The following is a 22,602-nucleotide window of genomic DNA, read 5'->3' on the forward strand; positions in this document are numbered from 1 at the left end:
CCATCCTAGCCAGCCATATCGCTTGCAAGCGATATGTCGCTCACAGGCTCGCTGCATGCAGCTCGAAACCCCTGTTCGCCCCACGTCCCGCGGGTTAGATCCCCACCAAATCAACAAAAATAAAAAACCACCCGATGAAGCTGGGTGGTTTTGCATTTTTGGTGGAGTCGGCGGGAATCGAACCCGCGTCCAGAAGCACTCTACAGACAGTTCTACATACTTAGTGCTGCCATTTGATTTAATCCTGACGACGCGGACGCACACGCTGCGGCAGGACGAGTTACCTATTATTTAATCGAGAGTCAAGTAACCCGGCTCAAGACGATTCCATATGAATGTCCTTACTGCTGTTGCCAGCCCACCCTATGGACGAAGTGGTGTAAGGTTAGCCGGTATTAAGCGGCTAATGCGTACGAGTTATCGTTTGCAGTTATATAGTTCAGATTGTATTTACGAGGTAGTCTGGCCTCGGTATGCCCTGCGCTGCTTTGCAACCCCTGTCGAAACCTGGTCGACCCCTAAGCATTGCTAGTATATCCCATATATAGGCTGGTACGGAAGATTCAAGAGCCTACGGCCTGTAAATGTTTGGCGCGTACCAGCTCCAGCAGTTCCAGCGGGCTGTCGATGATGGCGTCGGCTTTCCAGTGTTTGGGTTCGGTGGCACCACAATAACCCCAGGCGGCGGCGATGCTGGTCATGCCGGCGGCTTCGGCAGCCTGGATGTCGCGCAGGTCGTCACCAACGTACCAGCAATTTTCTGAACGTATGCCCAGCTGCCTTGCTGCTTCCAGCAAGGGGGCGGGGTGGGGCTTGGAATGGGGGGTGGTGTCGCCGGAGATGACGCAGCGTGCTTCCTGCAAATCCAGCAGCGGGATCAGCGGGCGGGTAAAGCGCATGGCTTTGTTGGTGACTATGCCCCAGGCAACACCCATGACATCAAGGCCGCGCAACAGATCAGGCACTTGTTTGAAGAGTTTGCTATGGACGGCGATGGCGGATTCGTACTGGCACAGGAATTCATCGCGCATGGTGGGGTAGTCGGGGTGTTCAGGCGTCATGCCAAAACCTGCACCCAGCAAGCCGCGCGCGCCTGCAGAGGCATGAGGGCGCAAGCTGTGATAATGGACGGGAGTCAGTTGGCGGTTTGCACGCATGACGTTGACTGCTGCTGCCAGGTCGGGTGCCGTATCTGCCAGGGTGCCGTCCAGGTCAAACAGTATTGCTAGTGGAGTTTGCATAATAAAAGATCAAAGGAATCAAAAGCACGCGCTCATGTTTGATGAAGGCGTTTTGTTAAGTTCATTGAGCACATCGGATTTATCAGGCTCATCAAATTTATCCGGTTCAAAGCGGGCGTGTACAGGCGACCATGTAGTTGACGCTGGTGTCGGCATTCAGTGAATAGATTTGGGTGAGGGGGTTATAACTCAAGCCCTTCATCGCATGTAATTCGAGACCTGCATTGCGTATGTCTTGCGACAATTCTGCCGGGGTAATGAACTTGGCATAGTCATGTGTACCTTTGGGCAGCATTTGCAGCAGGTATTCTGCACCGATGACGGCAAACAGGTAAGCCTTGGCATTGCGGTTCAGGGTTGAAAAGAATATGTGGCCACCGGGTTTGACCATCTTTGCACAGGCTTTGATGATGGATGCGGGGTCGGGCACGTGTTCCAGCATTTCCATGCAGGTGACGATGTCAAACTGGCCAGCTTCGGCTTCTGCCATGTCTTCTGCAGCGATCTTTTTATAGCGCACGTTGACACCAGATTCCAGACCGTGCAGGTCGGCGACTTTGAGCGCTTTGTCAGACAGGTCTATGCCGGTAACGGTTGCGCCTTTTTTTGCCATGGACTCGGCCAGGATGCCGCCGCCGCAGCCTACGTCGATGACTTGTTTGCCCGCCAGCGGTGCGCGCTGGTTGATCCATTCCAGACGCAGGGGATTGATTTCATGCAGTGGTTTGAATTCGGAGGTGGGGTCCCACCAGCGATGGGCAAGTTCACTAAATTTCTGGATTTCTGCGGGATCAGCGTTCAAGGTCGACATGATGTGGTCTGAGGTGCCCGGTCAGGGCATGAGCTGCGAAACCGCTATTGTAGGCGATTCGGGGCTATACCGCATTGGCGGAAAATAAACATAGTGTGGAAATGATCTGGAAGGGATTTGGAAGGAGTTTGGAGCTGATGCGGAAACGAAGCAGAAATGTATGAGCGCAAGCCACAAATAAAAAAACCCGCCGAAGCGGGTTTTTTTATTGAAGCCAGGCTTCGATTACTTAACGTTGCGTGTACCAACAACTTCGATTTCAACGCGACGGTTTTTAGCGCGGCCATCAGCTGTTTTATTGTCAGCTACTGGTTGTTTTTCGCCTTTGCCTTCGGTGTAAACACGGTTAGCTTCAATACCTTTGCTTACCAGGTAAGCTTTGACTGCTTCAGCGCGACGGATAGACAATTTTTGGTTGTATTCGTCAGAGCCTACAGAGTCAGTGTGACCAACAGCGATCACGACTTCCAGATTGATTGATTTCAGTTTGGATGCCATGTCGTCGAGTTTGACTTTAGCTTCTGGTTTCAGAACTGCTTTGTCAAAATCAAAGAATGCGTCAGCTGCAAATGTTACTTTTTCAGAAGTAGGTGCAGGTGGAACAACCGGTTTTGGTGGTTCAACTGGTGCAACAACTGCTGGTGCTGCTGGTGGTGTAGGTGGAGCTGGTTGTACCAATGGTGCATCGCAACCTGGAACTGCGTCAGCAGGAGTCCAGTAGCCAGTACGCCAGCACAGACCAAATGGGTCACGTGCAATTACACCGCGACCATCTTGTACATAGGCGCTGTGTGGCTTGTTAGCCATAATGTCTTGCTGTGCGGAAGCAGAAAAGGATGCTACTGCGGACGCTGCGATAACGAGCTTGACTAAATTTTTCATATTTCTCCTCTCGGGTGAGATTATTACCGCAGATGAACTGCGCAAATTACTGCATAAAACCAGATATTAACACGGCGATGATGACATTACTATTTCGTCAAACATCATCACGGCCATAAATCAACATTCGTTCTATTTTGCCATAGTCATCCATATAAAGACGAAAATTGTTAAATAGACAAAGTTACAGTTAGTTAAATATGTCGTATTTTGACAACGAAATGTATGGTTTGGCAAGCTAATATCAATTCCGGAGCAGAAATGTTTTGTTTTTGACCAGAAATTAGACTGATTTCTCACATGAAATTATTTTGCTAAACCGCGTCCTTCGATGACTATGCGCCTGTTTGGTGCAAGACATTCTGCCAGTTTTGCTTTTGGCAATTTGTCATCGCAAGCCTTGATTTGCTGGGTTTTACCCATGCCCATGGTATCCATAGGGGCATTCAGGCCTTTGCTGCCAAGGTAGGCCACGACGGCATCAGCATTCTTTTCAGATAATTTCTGGGTTTGCGCATGGCTGCCAATCAAGTCGGTATGGCCACTGACGACGATCAGGTCAACTTTGGTGCAATTTGCCAGTTTGGCCATGACTTCGTTATCGATGCGCTCTTTGCCCTTGCTATTTAGTACAGACAATTGTACGGATTTCTTGTGTTCAAAAATCTCATCGCTTTGCAGGGTGAGGGCAAAGTCACAGCGCTTGGGCGGTGCTGGTGGGGTAGCTGCTGCTGGCGCTGCTGCAGGTGTAACGGGGGCAGCGGCAGAAGCAGGGGCTTCAGCACTTTGTGCTGTCGATGCTGGTGCAGCCGCAGCATTCTGAGCCAGGGCTGATGAAGCAGGCAAGGCGAATGCTGCAAGCACACAAAGTGCTGTCAAATTTTTTAACATGGTTGTCTCCGTAGGATGTTGATTATTTTGTCAGGTGTTTTTTATTATGCTTTTGATTAAATCATATAAATTTGCACCCCGGCTGTCATTTGAATGACAGTGTTGCATGCTGATAGTTGGCTATTTTGCAGGCTATTAGCTGTGTTTGGCCGACTTAATTGCTATAAATGGAATTCAGCGGGGGAGGCATGTTAGAATCAAGAGTTAAACGTCAGTCTTTAGCAGTCTTAATAAGATTTTATTAAAGACGTTATTAAGACGTTATTAATTAACCAAGCTCTAATTCGCCGGCCGCCAATGGATCAATTCGCAAAAGAAACACTCCCGATTTCCCTTGAAGAAGAAATGCGCAAAAGCTATCTCGATTACGCGATGAGCGTTATCGTAGGTCGCGCTTTGCCGGATGTGCGTGATGGCTTAAAGCCTGTGCATCGTCGCGTATTGTTCGCGATGCACGAAATGAACAATGTCTATAACCGCCCCTTCGTCAAATGTGCGCGTGTGGTGGGTGAGGTCATGGGTAAGTACCATCCCCATGGCGATGCCTCCATTTACGACACGCTGGTGCGTATGGCGCAAGACTTTTCCCTGCGTTATACCCTGGTCGATGGTCAGGGTAACTTCGGTTCCATCGACGGCGACAATGCTGCGGCGATGCGTTACACCGAGTGCCGCCTGGACAAGATCGCCAATGAAATTCTGGCGGATATCGAAAAAGAAACTGTCGATTTCGTCCCCAACTATGACGGTAAAGAGAAAGAGCCTTCGGTTCTGCCTACCCGTATACCGAATCTGCTGATCAATGGCGCATCCGGTATTGCGGTGGGTATGGCGACGAATATCCCGCCCCATAATATTACCGAGATCATCAACGGCGCCCTGCATGTCTTGCGCAATAGTGATTGCACGATTGATGAGTTGATCGAGATCATCCCTGCGCCTGACTTCCCTACCGGCGGCATTATCTATGGCGTATCTGGTGTGCGTGATGGTTACCGCACTGGCCGTGGCCGCGTGGTCATGCGTGCCAAGACGCACTTTGAAGAGTTTGGCAAAGACAGCCGCACTGCGCTGATCGTTGATGAGCTGCCATACCAGGTCAATAAAAAATCCCTGCTGGAACGTATCGCCGAGCTGGTCCGTGACAAAAAGCTCGATGGTATTTCTGATATCCGCGATGAATCCGATAAATCGGGCATGCGCGTGGTCATTGAACTCAAGCGTGGTGAAGTACCTGATGTCGTACTGAATAATCTGTACAAGCAAACGCAATTGCAAGACACCTTTGGCATGAACATGGTGGCGCTGGTGAATGGCCAGCCAAAACTGCTGAACCTGAAGGAAATGCTGTCCTGCTTCCTTTCACACCGCCGTGAGGTAGTGACACGCCGCACCCTGTTTGAGCTGCGTAAAGCGCGTGAGCGTGGCCATGTGCTGGAAGGTCTGGCTGTTGCGCTGGCAAATATTGATGACTTTATCGCCATCATCCGCGCTGCGCCTACGCCACCGATCGCGAAACAGGAATTGATGACCCGTGCCTGGGATAGTTCCATGGTGCGCGAGATGCTGGTGCGTACTGCGGCTGACAATACTGCTGGCATCGATGCTTTCCGCCCTGAGAATTTGCCCAAGCATTACGGCATACAGCCTGATGGCCTGTATAAATTGTCTGACGACCAGGCGCAGGAAATCCTGCAAATGCGTTTGCAACGCCTGACTGGCCTGGAACAAGACAAGATCGTCAATGAATACAAAGACGTCATGGCCGAAATCGCCGATTTGCTGGATATCTTGTCCAAGCCAGAACGCGTCACCGTCATCATCACTGATGAACTGACTCTGGCCCGCAATGAATATGGCGAAGGCAACAAAGACGTACGCCGTTCAGAAATCACCCATAACGCTACAGATTTGGGTACGGAAGACCTGATCACGCCGCAAGACATGGTCGTGACCCTGTCGCACACTGGCTATATGAAGTCGCAACCCTTGTCTGAATACCGCGCGCAAAAACGTGGTGGCCGTGGCAAGCAGGCGACGGCAACAAAAGATGATGACTGGATCGAGCAATTATTCGTGGCCAATACCCATGATTACATCCTGTGCTTCAGTAACCGTGGCCGCATGTACTGGCTGAAGGTGTGGGAAGTACCGCAAGGCTCGCGTACTTCGCGCGGCAAGCCTATCGTGAACATGTTCCCATTGCAGGACGGTGAAAAAATCACTGTCATCCTGCCTTTGTCTGGCGATAACCGTACTTTCCCTGAAGACCATTATGTCTTCATGTCCACCAGCCTGGGCACAGTCAAGAAAACACCTTTGACTGACTTCAGTAACCCGCGTAAAGCCGGCATTATTGCGGTGGACCTGGACGAAGGCGATTTCCTCATCGGCGCTGCGCTGACCGACGGCAAGCACGATGTCATGCTGTTCTCTGATTCTGGCAAGGCAGTGCGCTTTGATGAAAACGATGTACGTCCTATGGGCCGTACAGCCCGTGGCGTACGCGGTATGAACCTCGATGAAGGTCAGCAGGTTATTGCATTGCTGGTGGCTGAAAACGAACAGCAATCTGTGTTGACTGCGACTGAAAACGGCTTCGGCAAACGTACTCCTATCACTGAATACACCCGTCATGGCCGTGGCACCAAGGGCATGATCGCTATCCAGACTTCCGAGCGTAACGGCAAGGTTGTAGCGGCTACCCTGGTAGAGACAACGGACGAGATCATGTTGATCACTACCGGTGGCATCCTGATCCGTACCCGCGTTTCCGAAATCCGTGAAATGGGCCGGGCAACCCAGGGCGTGACCCTGATTGCGGTGGAAGATGGCACCAAACTGTCTGGCCTGCAACGTATTGTTGAAACAGATGCGGATGTAGATACAGGCGATAACGGTGCTGGCGAAGCAGAAGGCAGCGCACCAGAAGCCGACGCAGCGGAGTAAAACATCATGACGACGATCTACAATTTCTCTGCAGGCCCGGCAGTATTGCCGAAAGAGGTATTGCAGCAAGCCGCTGCCGAAATGCTGGACTGGCATGGCAGTGGCATGTCCGTCATGGAAATGAGCCACCGCGGGCCAGAATTCATGTCCATCCTCGCTGCTGCGCAAAGTGATTTGCGCGAGCTGCTGGCGGTGCCGGACAATTATAAAATCCTGTTCCTGCAAGGTGGTGGCCTGGGCGAAAACGCCATCGTCCCCATGAATCTGATGGGACGCAAGCCACAGCCTGCGACGGCAGACTTTGTGCATACCGGTTCCTGGACGGGCAAGTCCATCAAGGAAGCAAAAAAATACGGTAATGTGAATATTGCGGCTTCCGGTGAGGCTAGCGGGTTCACAATTGTGCCGCCACGCGATAGCTGGAAATTGACGCATGGCGCAGCATATGTGCATTTGTGTACCAATGAAACTATTGACGGTATCGAATACAATTTTGCTCCGGATATCGCCGCAGAAACTGGTGATGCGCCTATCGTTGCCGACATGTCTTCGCACATTCTGTCACGCGTGATTGATGTCTCCAAATACGGCGTCATCTTTGGTGGTGCGCAAAAAAATATCGGTCCGGCGGGTCTGACCATCGTCATCGTGCGGGAAGATTTGCTTGGCCATGCCTTGCCCATCTGTCCATCTGCCTTTGACTGGAAAATCGTTGCCGACAATGATTCCATGTACAACACCCCGCCAACCTATGCGATTTATATTGCGGGCCTGGTGTTCCAGTGGCTCAAGCAACAGGGCGGTGTGGCAGCGATGGAGCAAAAGAATATTGCCAAATCCAGCTTACTGTATGACAACCTCGATTCCACAGACTTTTATGAAAACCGGGTAGAAAAAGGCAGCCGTTCGCGTATGAATGTGCCTTTCTACCTGAAAGATGAAAGCCTGAATGCGGCATTTCTGGCAGAAGCGAAGGCGAGTGGCTTGTTGCAATTAAAGGGCCATAAATCAGTAGGCGGCATGCGTGCCTCGATTTATAACGCCATGCCTATAGAAGGCGTGCAGGCCCTGGTCAGCTTTATGCAAGAGTTTGCCCGCAAACATACTTAACTACTTAAGCCAGGGGCTTAAGCACATGGCGTCTGTTTTGTTTACACTATAGACAGGTGCCGCTAACATTATTTTCATCATCAGCCCTTTCTGAGCATGGTACTCACCATCACCTGGAAACCGTGGCGCTGATGAACCAGGTCAAAAGCCTGGCGAAAAAAGCATATCCGGCATTGCAGTCATGCGCTACAGTATTGCTGCCTGCCCACACCCTATCAAACACGGTTTTTAGGTCATTATGAGCGACAATAAATTACTCCCCCTGCGCATCAAGATCGATGCCATCGATGCACAAATCCTGGATTTGCTGAACCAGCGCGCCCGCGTGGCGGAAGAAGTTGGTCATGTCAAGGCAGAAACCAATGCGCCAGTGTTTCGCCCTGAGCGCGAAGCCCAAGTCTTGCGTGGCGTGGCCGAACGCAATCCCGGCCCTTTGCTGAGCGACGACATACAATTGATTTTCCGCGAAATCATGTCAGCCTGCCGTGCGCTGGAGCGCCGCGTGGTCGTGGCTTTCCTGGGGCCTGTCGGCACTTTCAGCGAGCAGGCTGTCTACAAGCAGTTTGGTCATGCCATCCAGCCTCTGCCTTGCGTGTCTATCGATGAAGTTTTTCGTGCGACGGAAGCTGGTACGGCGGACTTTGGTGTCGTGCCTATCGAAAATTCGTCTGAAGGTGCGATCAACCGTACTCTTGATTTGCTCTTGCAAACCAGCCTGGCCATCAGTGGCGAGCTGGCGATACCTGTACAGCATAGCCTGATGAGCAAGTCTGGCAATATGGAAGGCGTCAGCCGCATTTGCGCCCACTCACAAGCTTTGGCACAATGCCAGGCCTGGCTGAACCAGCATTTCCCGCATGTGGAAAGACATGCGGTGGCATCGAATGCTGAGGCAGCGCGTATGGCAAGTGGTGACTATACCGTGGCAGCGATAGCCAGTGAAATTGCCGGTCACCAGTACAACCTGGGCATAGTCTCTGCACATATCCAGGATGATCCACATAACCGTACCCGTTTTGCTGTCATTGGCCGCCTGCGTACTACGCCCAGTGGCAAAGACCAGACTTCCATCGTGCTGGCGACGCCGAACAAGGCAGGCGCTGTTTATAATCTGCTGGCCCCATTGGAAAAACACGGTGTCTCGATGACGCGCTTTGAGTCACGCCCTGCACGTACCGGCAATTGGGAATATTATTTCTATGTCGACGTAGAGGGGCATGTCATGGATGCCAAGGTAGAGGCTGCCATGTCCGAATTGAATGATAAGGCAGCCTTCTTCAAGGTGCTGGGTTCTTACCCTTGTACAGTGTGAGCGCCTGATGCAAAAAGCTTTTCAACGCATAGCGATTTTTGGCGTAGGTTTGATTGGTGGCTCATTTGCCCTGGCTTTGAAAAAGGCAGGGGCAGTTGAACAGATAGTCGGGGTAGGGCGCAGCCAGGCTTCGCTGGAAAAAGCGCAGCAACTGGGCATCATTGATGAAATCGCCCTGAGTGCCGAACAGGCATTGCGCAGCTGTGACCTGGTGCTAATAGCTGCGCCAGTGGCACAGACCGGCGCGATATTGACAGCGATTTATCCTCACCTGCAGCCGGGCACGATAGTGACCGATGCTGGCAGTACCAAGGCTGATGTGGTTGCTTCAGCGCGCGCCAGCCTGGGCGAAAAGATCGCGCAATTTGTACCCGCGCATCCGATCGCCGGTCGTGAATTGAATGGCCCTGAGGCAGCACTGGTGGATTTGTATGCAGGCAAAAAAGCCGTCATCACCCGCCTGCCAGAAAATAGCGATGTGGATGTGGCGAGAGTGGCATGGGCATGGCAGCAATGCGGTGCCATCATCCATCATCTGGAGCCAGCAGCCCATGACGGCGTATTTGCCGCAGTCAGCCATTTGCCGCATTTGCTGGCTTATGCCCTGGTCGATGATATCGCCCGCAAGCCGCATGCGGATACCTTGTTCCAGTATGCCGCCAGCGGTTTTCGCGACTTTACCCGCATTGCCGGTTCATCACCAGAAATGTGGCGTGACATCAGCCTGGCGAACCGCGCTGCGATGTTGCAGGAACTGGATTCCTACACCGCCCGCCTGTCCATCTTGCGCCAGCATCTGGTGGATGCAGACAGTGAAGGCATAGAAGGTATTTACGCCAATGCCCAGCGTGCGCGCCATAACTGGATCAGCGCCATTGAGGCAGCCGAGAAACAGCAGCGTGAAGGTGGAGATTGACAGGGCTACGCTCTTCTCTACATCGACAAACTCAGAATTGAATAAGACCATGACACAAGCAAGCAAACATTATCCGCATTACCTCGATCTGCAACCTGTGATGCAGGTGCAGGGCACGGTCAAATTGCCGGGCTCCAAAAGCATTTCCAACCGTACTCTTTTGCTGGCAGCGCTGGCAGAAGGCAAGACCCGGATCATGGATTTGCTGGCATCTGATGACACCCTGGTCATGCTGAACGCTCTGACGCAACTGGGTGTGCACTGGGAGCAGGAAGGCGATAGCCAGAATTACACGGTAGAGGGCGTTAACGGCCACTTCCCCAAACACCAGGCTGATCTGTTCATGGGGAATGCCGGTACAGCAATACGCCCGCTGGTTGGTGCATTGGCCGTGCTGGGTGGTGATTACACCGTTCACGGCGTGCACCGCATGCATGAGCGTCCTATCGGTGACCTGGTTGATGCTCTGAATGAAGCGGGTGCGCAGATAGAATATACCGGCAACCCGGGCTACCCGCCTTTGCATATACGCCGTGGTCATATCCATGCCCAGCGTTTGCAAGTGAAGGGTAATGTCTCCAGCCAGTTCCTGACGGCTTTGCTGATGGCTGCACCTTTGATGGCACGTGAACATGATGTGACGATAGAAGTGATAGGCGAACTGATATCCAAGCCTTATATAGAAATCACCCTGAACCTCATGCAAAAATTTGGCGTGACGGTAGAGCGTGATGGCTGGCAGGCTTTTACTGTTACAAAAGGCCAGCATTATGTATCGCCTGGCGTTATCCACGTAGAAGGCGATGCTTCTTCAGCATCTTACTTCCTGGCAGCTGGTGCCATTGCTGGTGGCCCTGTGCGTGTAGAAGGCGTAGGCAAATCCAGCATACAGGGCGATGTGCGCTTTGCCGAGGCGCTGGAGAAAATGGGTGCAACCATCACCCGTGGTGATAACTGGATAGAAGCCACTTCCAATGGTGTATTGCAAGCCATAGACATGGATTTCAACCATATCCCCGATGCTGCCATGACAATTGCGGTAGCGGCGCTATATGCAAATGGCACCACGACGCTGCGCAATATCGCCAGCTGGCGCGTGAAAGAAACTGACCGCCTGTCTGCCATGGCAACAGAATTGCGCAAACTGGGGGCAATAGTGGAAGAGGGGGCAGACTATATGACGGTGACCCCACCGGAGCATATCCTGCCAGCGACCATAGATACCTATGACGATCACCGCATGGCCATGTGCTTCTCTTTGGCCAGCCTCGATGGCCGGGCCCGCAGAGGTGCTACTATGCGCATCAATGATCCAAAATGCGTGGCCAAGACTTTCCCTGATTATTTTGAAGTCTTTGCCAAAATTAATCACAAAGATTTGTTTTAAAGGTTTTTATTGTTTCTATGACTACACGTAGTCCTGTTATCACGATAGACGGCCCTACCGCATCCGGTAAGGGCACGGTGGCACACAGGGTGGCCAAGCATCTGGGTTTTCATTACCTGGATTCTGGTGCCCTGTACCGCCTGACTGCCTTGATGGCTACCCGCCATGGCATCGCTCTGGATGATGAAACTACCATTGCCAGTATGGCAAGAACCCTGCCTTGCCGTTTTGTTCACGGCCATGTTTTTCTGGAAGATGCTGATGTCACCGACGCCGTAAGGGCAGAAGAAGTCGGTGTGGCTGCTTCACGCATTGCTGTTTTGCCAGCAGTACGCCAGGCGCTGGTTGATTTGCAGGTGGCTTTTCGCTATACGCCCGGCCTGGTGGCTGACGGGCGCGATATGGGGACGGTGATCTTCCCAGATGCCAGCTTAAAAGTTTTCTTAACAGCAAGTGCTGAGGCGCGCGCAAGCCGTCGATATAAGCAATTGATTGAAAAGGGAATTTCTGCTAATATGGAAAACTTGGTAAAAGATTTGATGGAACGTGATGCGAGAGATAGTGCCCGCAGCACAGCGCCGCTCAAGCCCGCGCCAGATGCGATCATCCTGGATACATCTGAATTAACTGCTGAAGAAGCAGTCAATAAAGTACTGGTCTGGTATGCGCAAACACAGACAAACAACACTATATAAGTAAGTATTTAAGTATCTGGTGAAGTTTGCAGGTGTCGTTTCAAGAGCCTTTATTGACGCAAGGTCAATAAAGGGATGTTCAACCTAACCCGGTAAATAGTGCCTTTTGCACCGTTCCGGCTAACTTGTAAATACTATGTCTACTGTTTTCATGTCCCAAGATTTCGCAACCGGTGCAGATAGCTTCGCAGCTTTGTTCGAAGAATCCCTGTCACGTCAGGATATGCGTTCCGGTGAAGTGATTTCTGCTGAAGTCGTCCGTATCGACCACAACTTCGTGATCGTTAACGCTGGCTTGAAGTCTGAAGCCTTTATCCCTGTTGAAGAATTCAAAAACGACCAGGGCGACCTGGAAGTTAATATCGGCGATTTCGTTTCCGTAGCGATTGATTCGCTGGAAAACGGTTTCGGCGACACAATTTTGTCCCGTGACAAAGCTAAACGTCTGGCCTCCTGGCTCGCGCTGGAAAAAGCGCTGGAGTCTGGCGAGATCGTTACTGGTACAGTAAATGGCAAAGTCAAAGGTGGCTTGACTGTTCTGACGAACGGCATCCGCGCTTTCTTGCCAGGTTCTTTGGTTGATACACGCCCAGTTAAGGATACAACTCCTTACGAAGGCAAAACCATGGAATTCAAGGTTATCAAGCTCGACCGCAAACGTAACAACGTTGTGCTGTCCCGCCGCGCTGTTGTTGAAGCGTCCATGGGCGAAGAGCGTCAAAAACTGATGGAAACCCTGAAAGAAGGCACAGTGGTTACTGGTGTTGTTAAAAACATAACTGACTACGGTGCGTTCGTTGATCTGGGGGGCATCGATGGCTTGTTGCACATCACCGACCTGGCATGGCGTCGTGTACGTCACCCTTCCGAGGTGTTGACAGTTGGTCAGGAAATCACTGCAAAAGTATTGAAATTCGACCAAGAGAAAAACCGTGTTTCCCTGGGCGTAAAACAATTGGGCGACGACCCATGGACAGGTTTGTCCCGTCGTTACCCAGCGAACACACGTCTGTTCGGTAAAGTAACGAACCTGACCGACTACGGCGCGTTCGTTGAAGTCGAGCAAGGTATCGAAGGCCTGGTTCACGTTTCCGAAATGGACTGGACGAACAAAAACGTTGCTCCAAACAAAGTTGTTCAATTGGGCGACGAAGTTGAAGTCATGGTTCTGGAAATCGACGAAGAACGTCGTCGTATCAGCCTGGGCATGAAACAGTGCAAAGCCAATCCTTGGGATGATTTCGCGATCAACCACAAGAAAGGTGACAAAGTTCGCGGCGCGATCAAGTCCATCACTGATTTTGGCGTATTTATCGGTTTGTCCGGCAACATCGACGGTCTGGTACATTTGTCTGATCTGTCCTGGAATGAAACAGGCGAAGAAGCAGTACGTCGCTTCAAGAAAGGTGACGAACTGGAAGCCATCGTTCTGGCAATCGACGTTGAGCGTGAGCGCGTTTCCCTGGGCGTTAAGCAACTGGAAGGCGACCCATTCAATAACTACTGCGCAATGAACGACAAAGGTGCAGTTGTTACTGGTACAGTTAAATCCGTTGAAGCCAAAGGCGCAGTAATCCAGTTGGCAGACGACGTTGAAGGCTACCTGCGTGCATCCGAAATCTCCCGCGACCGCGTGGAAGATGCTGGTACACACCTGAAAGTCGGCGACACAGTTGAAGCCCTGGTATTGAACATTGACCGCAAAGCTCGTGGTATCCAATTGTCTATCAAAGCTAAAGATAGCGTTGAAACACAAGAAGCTATGCAAAAAATGTCCACTACTGATTCCAACGCAGCATCCGGCACAACCAGCCTGGGCGCTTTGTTGAAAGCCAAGCTCGACAATAAAAACTAAGCTTAGGTCATAAGGTTTTCACTATGACTAAGTCGGAGCTGATAGCTCGTCTGGCAGAGCGATATCCGCAACTGGTAGCTAAAGATGTGGATATTGCTGTTAAAACCATACTGGATGCAATGTCGGATGCCCTGGCAACAGGGCAACGCATAGAAATCCGCGGTTTTGGCAGCTTTGCACTGAACAGTCGTCCACCACGGATAGGTCGCAATCCTAAGTCCGGTGACAAGGTGATGGTCCCTGAAAAACGGGTGCCGCACTTCAAACCAGGTAAGGAATTGCGCGAACGTGTTGATGCCATGGTGGGGCAACCGATACACGATGACTAAGTCAGGTTGACTGGTTAAAGATCGGGCTTCGACAGCGATGTAAAAATAAAAACGGCATATCGGTTTTCCGATATGCCGTTTTTTTTCAGTACAATGCTCTTTTCGGGATTAATTGCTTAATTGACGATTTCCCTGCTTATCCTCAAGGATGCATACATGAAATATATTTCAAGATTTTTCGCCATCGTGCTGTTTGTCCTGTTCTTTGGCTTTGCCTTGAAAAACGACCAGATTGTCACGCTGCAATATTTCTTTGGCTATCAACAATCTGCGCCACTGGTCATCATGCTGCTGGCTTTTTTTGCCGGCGGTGCTACGCTGGGCGCACTGGCCATGGTGCCTATGGTATTCCGCCACAGACGCGATCTGCACAAGCATAAAAAGACCCTGGCAGAAATTGAAAAAGAACGTGAAGCCGCGCAAAGGGCCAGCACACAAGCGCCCCAGCCTGATAGCATTCGCAATATCTGACACCTGCGCTGGCACTTTCAGGCACTTGTTGCAGCATATGAGCACTGGCATAAGAAGATCCACAGAGTAAGCTTGAAGTTCGCTCTCACATTGGCATCACATTGTTCTCAACAATAAGAAGAAATACACATGGAATTTGAAATTTGGTGGCTGCTAGGCATACCCTTATTCTTTACCCTGGGATGGAGTGCTGCGCGTATCGATATACGTCAGTTAATCTCCGAATCCCGCAGCCTGCCGCGCGGCTATTTCAAGGGTTTGAACTTCCTGCTCAATGACCAGCCAGACAAGGCCATTGATGCTTTTATCGACATCGTCAGGCTCGATCCTGAAGCGGTAGACCTGCATTTCGCCCTCGGTAACCTGTTCCGCCGCCGTGGTGAGACTGAGCGCGCCATCCGCGTCCATCAAAACCTGCTGGCCAGGCCAGACCTGCCAACCGAGCAAAAGACCCAGGCCATGTATGAACTGGGCCAGGATTACCTGAAGGCTGGTCTGCTCGACCGGGCCGAAGAAACCTATAACCTGCTCGTCAACAGCCCCTTTGAAGCCCAGGCCAGGCGCGCCTTGCTGGAAATTTACCAGCGTGAAAAAGAATGGGCGCGCGCTATAGAAGCTGCCAATGCCCTGCAGGAATGCGGTGCCGGTGGGCGCCAAAAAGAAATTGCCCAATTCTATTGTGAAATAGCCCAGGATGAACTGGTGCATACCAATACTGACGCTGCCCTGGCCAATCTGGAAAAAGCACTGGCAGCAGACCGCAATAATGTACGTGCCATCATCCTCATGGGTGACATGTATATGGCCAATGGCGACACCGAGATAGCCCTGGCAACCTGGCGCAGGGTAGAGCAGCAAAGTGTGCCGCATGTGGCATTGGTAGCCCAGCGTCTCATGGATGGTTACCGCAAGCTCGACAAGGCGCAAGAAGGCTTGAATCTGGTAAAGAATTACCTCGCCGAAGCACCGTCGATAGATCTGCTGGAAGTTGCCTTCAAAGCCACGCTGGAACTGGAGGGTGTGGATGCCGTCAATAGCCTGGTCAGTGAAGAATTGCGCCGCACCCCGACCTTGCTGGGTCTGGATAAATTGCTGGATGGCCGCATCATGGTGGTGCCACCTGAAGTCAGGCCGGAGCTGGCCATCATCAAGAACCTGGTACACGGCTATGCACAAAAACTGGCGCGTTATCAGTGTTCCAATTGTGGTTTCAAGGCCAGGCAGTTTTACTGGCATTGCCCTGGCTGCAGTAAATGGGAAACTTATCCTCCAAGAAGGACAGAAGAACTGAACGTTATGAACTAGATCCGCATTCATCCAGCTTTGAACGGGATATATCCCCCCAGGCTAGCCCGGATATGGCAAGCAGTGTCAGGTTTGATGGTGCGTCTTCTTATTAAATTTGGTGATCAAAAAATGAAAATCACAATTATTGGTACAGGTTATGTCGGTCTGGTCACAGGTGCCTGCCTGGCTGAATTGGGTAATGATGTGTTTTGCCTGGATGTTGACCAGCGCAAAATTGATATCCTCAACAATGGCGGCATCCCTATCCATGAACCGGGCCTGGAAGAAATCGTTGCACGTAATCGCGCTGCAGGCCGTATACAGTTTTCTACCGATGTCGAAGCCAGCGTCAAGCATGGTGACGTACAGTTCATCGCTGTTGGCACACCGCCGGATGAAGATGGTTCTGCTGACCTGCAATACGTCGTGGCGGCGGCAAAAAATATTGGCAAGTACATGACGAACTTCAAGGTCGTCGTTGATAAATCTACCGTGCCTGTCGGTACGGCGGACCGCGTCAGTGCTGCCATCTCTGCCGAGCTTGCAACGCGCTCCGCTGCAGTGGAGTTCTCGGTCGTCTCCAATCCAGAGTTTTTGAAAGAAGGCGCGGCAGTAGAAGACTTCATGCGCCCCGACCGCATCGTTATCGGTTGCGACCAGACACCGCAAGGTGAAAAAGCCCGCAGCCAGATGAAGAAGCTGTATGCGCCTTTCAACCGCAATCATGAACGTACTTACTGGATGGATGTACGCTCGGCAGAGTTCACCAAGTATGCGGCGAACGCCATGTTGGCGACCCGTATCTCTTTCATGAACGAACTGGCCAATCTGGCTGACCATGTTGGTGCCGATATTGAGGCGGTGCGTCACGGCATAGGTTCTGACCCGCGCATAGGCCACAGCTTTTTGTATGCTGGTTGCGGCTACGGCGGGTCCTGCTTCCCTAAAGACGTGCAGGCGCTGGAACGTACTGCGCAAGACTATGGTTTGAATCTGTTGATCCTGCAGGCAGTCGAAGCCGTCAATGCGCGTCAAAAGCAGGTACTCGGTAACAAGATACAGCAGCGCTTTGGTGAAAACCTCAGTGGCCGTCATTTCGCCATCTGGGGTTTGGCATTCAAGCCGAATACCGATGATATGCGCGCAGCGTCTTCACGCGTCTTGCTGGGTGAATTACTGCGTGCAGGTGCGACGGTGGCGGTGTATGACCCAGTTTCCATGCAAGAAGCCAAACGCGTATTTGAATTGGATTTCTATGATGCACCTGAATTGCTGGGGGCCATACGCTATGCCGCCAACCCCATGGATGCTCTGGTGGATGCTGATGCATTGGCGATTGTCACCGAGTGGAAGGCCTTCCGCAGCCCCGATTTTGATGAAGTCAAGGCTCGACTGAAACAGCCTGTGGTGTTTGATGGCCGCAACCTGTTTGAGCCCACGGTCATGACCGAACTCGGCATTGAATACCACGGCATAGGCCGCTCCGTATTGACAAGTAAATGACGAACAAATAATGCAGAACATGAATGCAAAGATGAAGCGTATCCTGGTCGCTGGTGATGTCATGCTCGACAGATACTGGTTTGGCGAAGTTAACCGTATTTCACCCGAAGCCCCCGTGCCTATCGTACGTGTGGAAAAAAGTGAAGAGCGACTTGGTGGTGCCGCCAATGTGGCCCGCAATGCCGTCGCCCTGGGTGTGCAGGCTGCCTTGATGGGTGTCATCGGTGACGATGATGCAGGCAATAGCATGGAGCGTCTGCTGAAAACTTCAGGCATAGAAGCTTACCTCAGCCGTGACCAGCAAATTTCCACCATCATCAAGTTGCGCGTCATCGGCAGGCAGCAGCAATTGTTACGCATCGATTTTGAAGAACGTCCGACCGAGCATGTCTTGCGTGACAAACTCAATCGCTTCAATTCTTTGCTGACTGGCTATGACGTGGTCGTTTTGTCCGATTATGCCAAGGGCAGTCTGGTGAATGTCAGTGCCATGATCGCTGCGGCCAAGGCAGCAGGCAAGATCGTGCTGGTGGACCCCAAGGGTAGTGACTTCAAACGCTATGCCGGCGCCAGTTTGCTGACACCGAACAAGTCTGAGTTAAAGCAAATCATTGGCGATTGGCCCAATGAAGAAGAGCTGACATCCAGGGCTCAGCAACTGCGCGCAGAGTTGCAGATCGACGGCTTGCTGCTGACCCGCTCAGAAGAGGGTATGACCCTGTTTACCGCCGATGGCGTAACGCATGTGCCAGCCATGGCGCGTGAAGTATTTGATGTCTCTGGCGCTGGTGACACCGTCATCGCCACCATGGCTGTCATGCTGGCACAGGGTAAGTCTATGCAAGAAGCCGTGGTGATTGCCAACCGCGCTGGCGGTATCGTTGTCGGAAAATTGGGTACCGCTACTGTGACGCGGGAAGAGCTATTTCCCGAGGCTGCACATTAAATTGTTACCTGTGCTGGCTTGAAGTATTCAAGCCAGCATTCTTATTGTGTGAATCAGGCAATCGCCCCAAAGCGAAAACTCGATGCTACCACGCCGCCAAAGATGTTTTCTTCATGATAGACACAACTGGCAACTTCATCTTCTGCGGCACCCACGGCCACCATCAGTGGCAGTAAATGCTCTTCCCTTGGATGGGCCACCCGTGCTGCCGGTGCTTCTTCCCAATGGATCAGGCGCGCGACTCTTTCTGTCGTGCTGCTGGCGATCAGGCTATCCTGCAACCAGTCATCAAAACTCGATGAGGGTTCTTTCGCCAGCGGGCCAAAGCGCCGCAGGTTATGGTAGCTGAGCCCGCTGCCTATGATGAGCACGCCTTCATCGCGCAAAGGAGCAAGCGCCCGTCCCAGCGCAAGGTGTTCTGCCGGATCCAGCCCTATGCGCAGTGATAATTGCACGACTGGCATATCAGCCTCAGGGTACATCACGGCCAGTGGCGCAAATGCGCCGTGATCAAAACCACGCTGAGCATCGGCCTGGGCGGGCAAGCCTGCATCTTTGATCAAGCCCATTACCCGCTCTGCCAGCTCAGGCGAACCCGGTGCAGAGTAATGCACTTTATAGGTGTGCTCAGGAAAGCCGCCATAGTCATACAGCATGCCTGGCCAGGGATTTGTCATGACCTTGAATGTGCTTTCTTCCCAGTGTGCCGAGATCATCAGGATGGCTTTGGGCTTGTGCGGTAATTGCCGTGGCATATCCACCAGTGACTCTTCCAGCACATGCATGGTTTTGCGCATGTCTTCCATATACGGCCAGGGACCACCGCCATGCGAGATAAAGTAGGTAGGTAATTTCATATGAGTATCCTCCGCAGATCATTTGGTGCCAGGCTCCATTTTTTTCAATTAAGTTTCATGAAGCCCAAAGTAATTCATCATAATGTTTCCTGATGAGGAAATCGATGGTGGTAAAGTAATTGTATTGTTTCCAAAAAGTGCAGCAATGATCTATTGAGCCATGAGGGGCGGGATATGGACGAACTTGATATCAGTGGCATCAGGGTGTTTCGCGAGATTGTCGAATCCGGCAGCTTTACTGCTGCGGCTGACAGACTGGGTATGGCAGCACCCATGGTCAGCAAGCATATTGCCAGGCTGGAGCGCAAGCTGGGCGCCAGATTGCTCAACCGCAGCAGCCGCAGCATGAGCCTGACGGAGGCTGGCAAGGATTTCTTTGCACAGGGCAGGCAGGCGCTGGACATACTTGATGCTGCCGTCGCCTCGGTCGCGCAAGAAAGTGGGCCACCACGCGGTGAATTAAAGATCAGTGCCCCGGTCTGGTGTGCCAACCCTGGGTTTGCCAGGGTGCTGGCAGACTTTCGTGAAAATTATCCTGAAGTCAGGCTGGATCTGCACCTCGATAATCATATGGTCGATCTGGTGGCAGATGGCTTTGATCTGGCCCTGAGGGCGACAGACGAACCATCACCAGCCATGATTGCCAGGCGTTTGTGCAAAGTCGATTTTCATCTGGTTGCCACACCAGTGTTTGTGAAAAAACTGGGGGCTGGCAAAAAAGACGAACCCATCAACATGGCGATGATATTACCCAATTACGTGCAATTGGAAAGATTTCATATGCCGGTGCAAACAGGGGGCGGGCCACTAAAGCTGGATGCCATCATGAAGTGCGGTGACACGACGCTGAGTTATCACTGCGTACTGGCAGGTATGGGTGCTGCATTTTTACCCGAATGGCTGGTGAGTGAAGATCTTGCTTCTGGCCGTTTGCAACTGGTGGCCGGTAATGAGCCGGGTTTTACCGGTAATTTGTATGCGGTCTATGCCAGCCGTCGTCAGATGCCACCCAAGTTACGCTGTTTTATCGACTTTTTGATAGACAGGCTGGGTGATTAGTCATATTGACATTAAATTGTGGAATACTTGTCAACGGAATGAATCCAGTTCCGTTGATAGTTGCATAGCCAGCGATAAAACCAGGCTATGTCGGTTAAAAATCCGTTTTAAATTCGCTTAAAAAAATGTTCAATTATTGAGGGAGTGTTCGCATGTTGAAGAAAATTATATTTGGCCTGATGGCTTTGCTGGCTGCTACTGGTTTTGCATTTGCTGATGTCGATGTCAATAAAGGCGACCAGGCTGCACTGGATGGTATCAAAGGTATAGGCCCGGCCAAATCCAAGGCCATCATAGAAGAGCGTACCAAGAATGGCGCCTTCAAGGATTGGGCAGATTTTGAAAGCCGCGTCAAAGGCATAGGCGAGAAAAGCTCCAGCAAATTGTCTGAAGCGGGTTTGACTGTTAATGGCCAGGCTAAACCTGGTGCAGCTGCAAAACCAGCGGCCAGTGCTGCATCTGCTAAAGCGGATAAAGCTGCAGCCAAAGCTGAAAAAGCCGCCCCGGCAGCTTCTGCGGCATCTGCTGCATCCACTGCTTCTGCAGCCTCGGCTGCATCGGCAGCTTCCAAAGCCTCAGCAGCATCTGCTGCGTCAGTGGCTTCGGCAGCATCTGCAGCATCGGCTGCCTCCAAGGCCAGCACCAAAGAAGTCAAGACCAAATAATTTGGTGTTGATGCTGGTAGCAAGCAAAAACCTCAGGGGCTACCCTGAGGTTTTTTATTAGCTTATTCAAAATCTGTATAAGCAAATTTGCGACATCATATAAAGCGGCGAAGGGCTTGATCTGTCTGGGAAATACGCGGATTTAAACATGTTTACCCGGCGTTTTGCCATCTATTTGCTTGCTTATGCGGCAAGCGTCTAAAGGTAACTGCGATTAGAATAAGAGTTTGTCTTTTTAAGCTGCTTACCATGACCTATCTGACCATCGAAGACACCATAGGCAATACACCGCTCGTTAGATTGCAGCGCATACCCGGCGAAGAAAACCACCGACGTAATAACGTCATCCTTGGCAAACTGGAGGGTAATAATCCTGCCGGTTCTGTCAAGGACAGGCCCGCCTTGTCCATGATCAAAAGGGCAGAAGAGCGTGGCCGTATCAAACCTGGTGACACCCTGATAGAAGCCACCAGCGGCAACACTGGTATTGCCCTCGCCATGGCTGCGGCCATGCGCGGTTACAAGATGATCTTGCTGATGCCAGAAAACCTGAGCATAGAGCGCCGTCAAAGCATGGCTGCCTATGGTGCGCAAATCATGTTGACACCCAAGACTGGCGGTATGGAATATGCGCGTGACCTGGCAGAACAAATGCAGTCAGAAGGACAGGGCGTGATACTCGACCAGTTCGCCAATCCAGATAATCCTCTGGCTCACTATGAGGGTACAGGGCCAGAAATCTGGCGTGATACCAAGGGCAAGATTACTCATTTCATCAGTGCCATGGGAACCACCGGCACCATCATGGGTGTATCTGCTTATTTGAAGGAACAGAATCCGCAGATCCACATCATCGGTGCGCAACCGGAAGAAGGCTCGCAAATACCAGGCATACGCAAATGGCCAGAGGCTTACATGCCCAAGATTTTTGATAAAGCCAGGGTAGATCAGGTGGAGTCCGTGACGCAGGCAGATGCCGAGCACATGGCACGCAGGATGGCGGTGGAAGAGGGAATATTTTGTGGTATTTCTGCCGCAGGTGCATGCGAAATCGCTTTGCGCGTTGCCCAGACTGTAGAAAACGCCACTATCGTCTTCATCGTCTGTGATCGTGGCGACCGTTATTTATCGACGGGTGTATTTCCTGCCTGAGGATTCGCAGGTGTGAGCGCAGATATTGCGCTCACTAATTGGTTTACGGACCAGGCACACCCAGAGCATTCACGTGCAGGGCTTACTTACTGAGCTCATTCACAGAACTCACTCAGAGAACTCATTCGGAGAACTCATTCAGCTGAATCCTGTCAGCGACACATCTTTGTTATACATCTTTGTCAGCTTTTACATCAAGCTGTCATAAATCCGGTGCAAAATAAAGCAATAAAAAAAATACCGAAATCACGCTTGTGGCGCGTTTTCGGTATTTTTCAATGAAG

General features: G+C 51.5%; 20 protein-coding genes and 1 other RNA gene. 15 read left to right on the forward strand and 6 right to left on the reverse strand.

Translation table 11 applies throughout. The features are described 5' to 3' along the window. Positions 1-159: 159 nt before the first annotated feature. The 5 genes from ssrA to AC07OI_RS25270 form a co-directional block, all read right to left on the reverse strand. Positions 160-519: a transfer-messenger RNA gene (gene ssrA / locus AC07OI_RS25250) on the reverse strand. Between the two features lie 44 nt (positions 520-563). Next, positions 564-1,241 carry an HAD family hydrolase gene (locus AC07OI_RS25255; RefSeq protein WP_495259138.1) on the reverse strand — a complete coding sequence of 226 codons (678 nt, stop codon included), beginning with the start codon at positions 1,239-1,241 and terminating at the stop codon, positions 564-566. Between the two features lie 106 nt (positions 1,242-1,347). Then, positions 1,348-2,052 carry a bifunctional 2-polyprenyl-6-hydroxyphenol methylase/3-demethylubiquinol 3-O-methyltransferase UbiG gene (ubiG, locus tag AC07OI_RS25260; RefSeq protein WP_495259139.1) on the reverse strand — a complete coding sequence of 235 codons (705 nt, stop codon included), beginning with the start codon at positions 2,050-2,052 and terminating at the stop codon, positions 1,348-1,350. Between the two features lie 225 nt (positions 2,053-2,277). Beyond that, positions 2,278-2,934 (reverse strand): outer membrane protein OmpA, encoded by a 657-nt coding sequence (gene ompA, locus AC07OI_RS25265; protein ID WP_492706933.1) that lies wholly within the window; start codon positions 2,932-2,934, stop codon positions 2,278-2,280. A 306-nt stretch (positions 2,935-3,240) separates the two neighbouring features. Next, positions 3,241-3,825 (reverse strand): OmpA family protein, encoded by a 585-nt coding sequence (locus AC07OI_RS25270; RefSeq protein ID WP_492706935.1) that lies wholly within the window; start codon positions 3,823-3,825, stop codon positions 3,241-3,243. A 297-nt stretch (positions 3,826-4,122) separates the two neighbouring features. Between AC07OI_RS25270 and gyrA the strand changes: the two genes are divergently transcribed. The 12 genes from gyrA to rfaE1 all read left to right on the forward strand — a co-directional run bounded on the left by gyrA (position 4,123) and on the right by rfaE1 (position 18,585). Further along, entirely contained in the window at positions 4,123-6,774 is a 2,652-nt protein-coding gene (gene gyrA / locus AC07OI_RS25275; protein WP_495259140.1) for a DNA gyrase subunit A, read from the forward strand. 6 nt (positions 6,775-6,780) lie between these two features. Then, a complete protein-coding gene (serC, locus tag AC07OI_RS25280) occupies positions 6,781-7,884 on the forward strand; it encodes a 3-phosphoserine/phosphohydroxythreonine transaminase (protein WP_495259141.1) in 1,104 nt (367 codons plus the stop codon). A 238-nt stretch (positions 7,885-8,122) separates the two neighbouring features. Beyond that, positions 8,123-9,196 carry a prephenate dehydratase gene (gene pheA / locus AC07OI_RS25285; RefSeq protein WP_492706939.1) on the forward strand — a complete coding sequence of 358 codons (1,074 nt, stop codon included), beginning with the start codon at positions 8,123-8,125 and terminating at the stop codon, positions 9,194-9,196. A gap of 7 nt (positions 9,197-9,203) precedes the next feature. Beyond that, positions 9,204-10,112, forward strand: a complete 909-nt coding sequence (locus AC07OI_RS25290; protein WP_495259142.1) for a prephenate dehydrogenase — start codon at positions 9,204-9,206, stop codon at positions 10,110-10,112. 49 nt (positions 10,113-10,161) lie between these two features. Further along, positions 10,162-11,499, forward strand: a complete 1,338-nt coding sequence (gene aroA / locus AC07OI_RS25295; protein WP_495259143.1) for a 3-phosphoshikimate 1-carboxyvinyltransferase — start codon at positions 10,162-10,164, stop codon at positions 11,497-11,499. Positions 11,500-11,516: 17 nt separating this feature from the next. Continuing rightward, complete coding sequence (cmk, locus tag AC07OI_RS25300; RefSeq protein ID WP_162059727.1) at positions 11,517-12,194, forward strand: (d)CMP kinase; 678 nt, start codon at positions 11,517-11,519, stop codon at positions 12,192-12,194. A gap of 151 nt (positions 12,195-12,345) precedes the next feature. Continuing rightward, positions 12,346-14,049, forward strand: a complete 1,704-nt coding sequence (gene rpsA, locus AC07OI_RS25305) for a 30S ribosomal protein S1 (RefSeq protein WP_110257122.1) — start codon at positions 12,346-12,348, stop codon at positions 14,047-14,049. A 23-nt stretch (positions 14,050-14,072) separates the two neighbouring features. Continuing rightward, positions 14,073-14,378, forward strand: a complete 306-nt coding sequence (locus AC07OI_RS25310; RefSeq protein ID WP_110256992.1) for an integration host factor subunit beta — start codon at positions 14,073-14,075, stop codon at positions 14,376-14,378. 156 nt (positions 14,379-14,534) lie between these two features. Then, complete coding sequence (locus AC07OI_RS25315) at positions 14,535-14,849, forward strand: LapA family protein (RefSeq protein ID WP_162042230.1); 315 nt, start codon at positions 14,535-14,537, stop codon at positions 14,847-14,849. A gap of 129 nt (positions 14,850-14,978) precedes the next feature. Further along, positions 14,979-16,154: a lipopolysaccharide assembly protein LapB gene (lapB, locus tag AC07OI_RS25320; protein WP_492706946.1), complete on the forward strand. Its 1,176-nt coding sequence runs from the start codon at positions 14,979-14,981 to the stop codon at positions 16,152-16,154. 111 nt (positions 16,155-16,265) lie between these two features. After that, positions 16,266-17,639 carry a UDP-glucose dehydrogenase family protein gene (locus AC07OI_RS25325; RefSeq protein ID WP_492706948.1) on the forward strand — a complete coding sequence of 458 codons (1,374 nt, stop codon included), beginning with the start codon at positions 16,266-16,268 and terminating at the stop codon, positions 17,637-17,639. 31 nt (positions 17,640-17,670) lie between these two features. After that, entirely contained in the window at positions 17,671-18,585 is a 915-nt protein-coding gene (gene rfaE1 / locus AC07OI_RS25330; protein WP_495259144.1) for a D-glycero-beta-D-manno-heptose-7-phosphate kinase, read from the forward strand. Positions 18,586-18,638: 53 nt separating this feature from the next. On the opposite strand, the gene AC07OI_RS25335 is transcribed toward rfaE1, so the two are convergent. Further along, positions 18,639-19,442 carry a DODA-type extradiol aromatic ring-opening family dioxygenase gene (locus tag AC07OI_RS25335; protein ID WP_495259145.1) on the reverse strand — a complete coding sequence of 268 codons (804 nt, stop codon included), beginning with the start codon at positions 19,440-19,442 and terminating at the stop codon, positions 18,639-18,641. A gap of 174 nt (positions 19,443-19,616) precedes the next feature. On the opposite strand from AC07OI_RS25335, the gene AC07OI_RS25340 reads away from it, so the two are divergent. The 3 genes from AC07OI_RS25340 (at position 19,617) to cysM (ending at position 22,318) form a co-directional block, all read left to right on the forward strand. Next, complete coding sequence (locus AC07OI_RS25340; protein WP_495259146.1) at positions 19,617-20,501, forward strand: LysR family transcriptional regulator; 885 nt, start codon at positions 19,617-19,619, stop codon at positions 20,499-20,501. 152 nt (positions 20,502-20,653) lie between these two features. Further along, positions 20,654-21,166 carry a ComEA family DNA-binding protein gene (locus AC07OI_RS25345; RefSeq protein WP_495259147.1) on the forward strand — a complete coding sequence of 171 codons (513 nt, stop codon included), beginning with the start codon at positions 20,654-20,656 and terminating at the stop codon, positions 21,164-21,166. Positions 21,167-21,415: 249 nt separating this feature from the next. Beyond that, positions 21,416-22,318, forward strand: coding sequence for a cysteine synthase CysM (cysM, locus tag AC07OI_RS25350; protein ID WP_495259148.1), 903 nt, complete (start codon positions 21,416-21,418; stop codon positions 22,316-22,318). The last annotated feature ends 284 nt before the right edge of the window (positions 22,319-22,602 follow it).

The organism is Undibacterium sp. GW821-FHT07F11, from assembly GCF_059418665.1.

What these genes read in the sequence shown, in the direction of transcription:
- AC07OI_RS25255 (WP_495259138.1), bottom strand. Translation starts at nt 1,241, where the DNA reads ATGCAAACTCCACTAGCAATACTGTTTGACCTGGACGGCACCCTGGCA.
- ubiG (WP_495259139.1), bottom strand. Translation starts at nt 2,052, where the DNA reads ATGTCGACCTTGAACGCTGATCCCGCAGAAATCCAGAAATTTAGTGAA.
- ompA (WP_492706933.1), bottom strand. Translation starts at nt 2,934, where the DNA reads ATGAAAAATTTAGTCAAGCTCGTTATCGCAGCGTCCGCAGTAGCATCC.
- AC07OI_RS25270 (WP_492706935.1), bottom strand. Translation starts at nt 3,825, where the DNA reads ATGTTAAAAAATTTGACAGCACTTTGTGTGCTTGCAGCATTCGCCTTG.
- gyrA (WP_495259140.1), top strand. Translation starts at nt 4,123, where the DNA reads ATGGATCAATTCGCAAAAGAAACACTCCCGATTTCCCTTGAAGAAGAA.
- serC (WP_495259141.1), top strand. Translation starts at nt 6,781, where the DNA reads ATGACGACGATCTACAATTTCTCTGCAGGCCCGGCAGTATTGCCGAAA.
- pheA (WP_492706939.1), top strand. Translation starts at nt 8,123, where the DNA reads ATGAGCGACAATAAATTACTCCCCCTGCGCATCAAGATCGATGCCATC.
- AC07OI_RS25290 (WP_495259142.1), top strand. Translation starts at nt 9,204, where the DNA reads ATGCAAAAAGCTTTTCAACGCATAGCGATTTTTGGCGTAGGTTTGATT.
- aroA (WP_495259143.1), top strand. Translation starts at nt 10,162, where the DNA reads ATGACACAAGCAAGCAAACATTATCCGCATTACCTCGATCTGCAACCT.
- cmk (WP_162059727.1), top strand. Translation starts at nt 11,517, where the DNA reads ATGACTACACGTAGTCCTGTTATCACGATAGACGGCCCTACCGCATCC.
- rpsA (WP_110257122.1), top strand. Translation starts at nt 12,346, where the DNA reads ATGTCCCAAGATTTCGCAACCGGTGCAGATAGCTTCGCAGCTTTGTTC.
- AC07OI_RS25310 (WP_110256992.1), top strand. Translation starts at nt 14,073, where the DNA reads ATGACTAAGTCGGAGCTGATAGCTCGTCTGGCAGAGCGATATCCGCAA.
- AC07OI_RS25315 (WP_162042230.1), top strand. Translation starts at nt 14,535, where the DNA reads ATGAAATATATTTCAAGATTTTTCGCCATCGTGCTGTTTGTCCTGTTC.
- lapB (WP_492706946.1), top strand. Translation starts at nt 14,979, where the DNA reads ATGGAATTTGAAATTTGGTGGCTGCTAGGCATACCCTTATTCTTTACC.
- AC07OI_RS25325 (WP_492706948.1), top strand. Translation starts at nt 16,266, where the DNA reads ATGAAAATCACAATTATTGGTACAGGTTATGTCGGTCTGGTCACAGGT.
- rfaE1 (WP_495259144.1), top strand. Translation starts at nt 17,671, where the DNA reads ATGAAGCGTATCCTGGTCGCTGGTGATGTCATGCTCGACAGATACTGG.
- AC07OI_RS25335 (WP_495259145.1), bottom strand. Translation starts at nt 19,442, where the DNA reads ATGAAATTACCTACCTACTTTATCTCGCATGGCGGTGGTCCCTGGCCG.
- AC07OI_RS25340 (WP_495259146.1), top strand. Translation starts at nt 19,617, where the DNA reads ATGGACGAACTTGATATCAGTGGCATCAGGGTGTTTCGCGAGATTGTC.
- AC07OI_RS25345 (WP_495259147.1), top strand. Translation starts at nt 20,654, where the DNA reads ATGTTGAAGAAAATTATATTTGGCCTGATGGCTTTGCTGGCTGCTACT.
- cysM (WP_495259148.1), top strand. Translation starts at nt 21,416, where the DNA reads ATGACCTATCTGACCATCGAAGACACCATAGGCAATACACCGCTCGTT.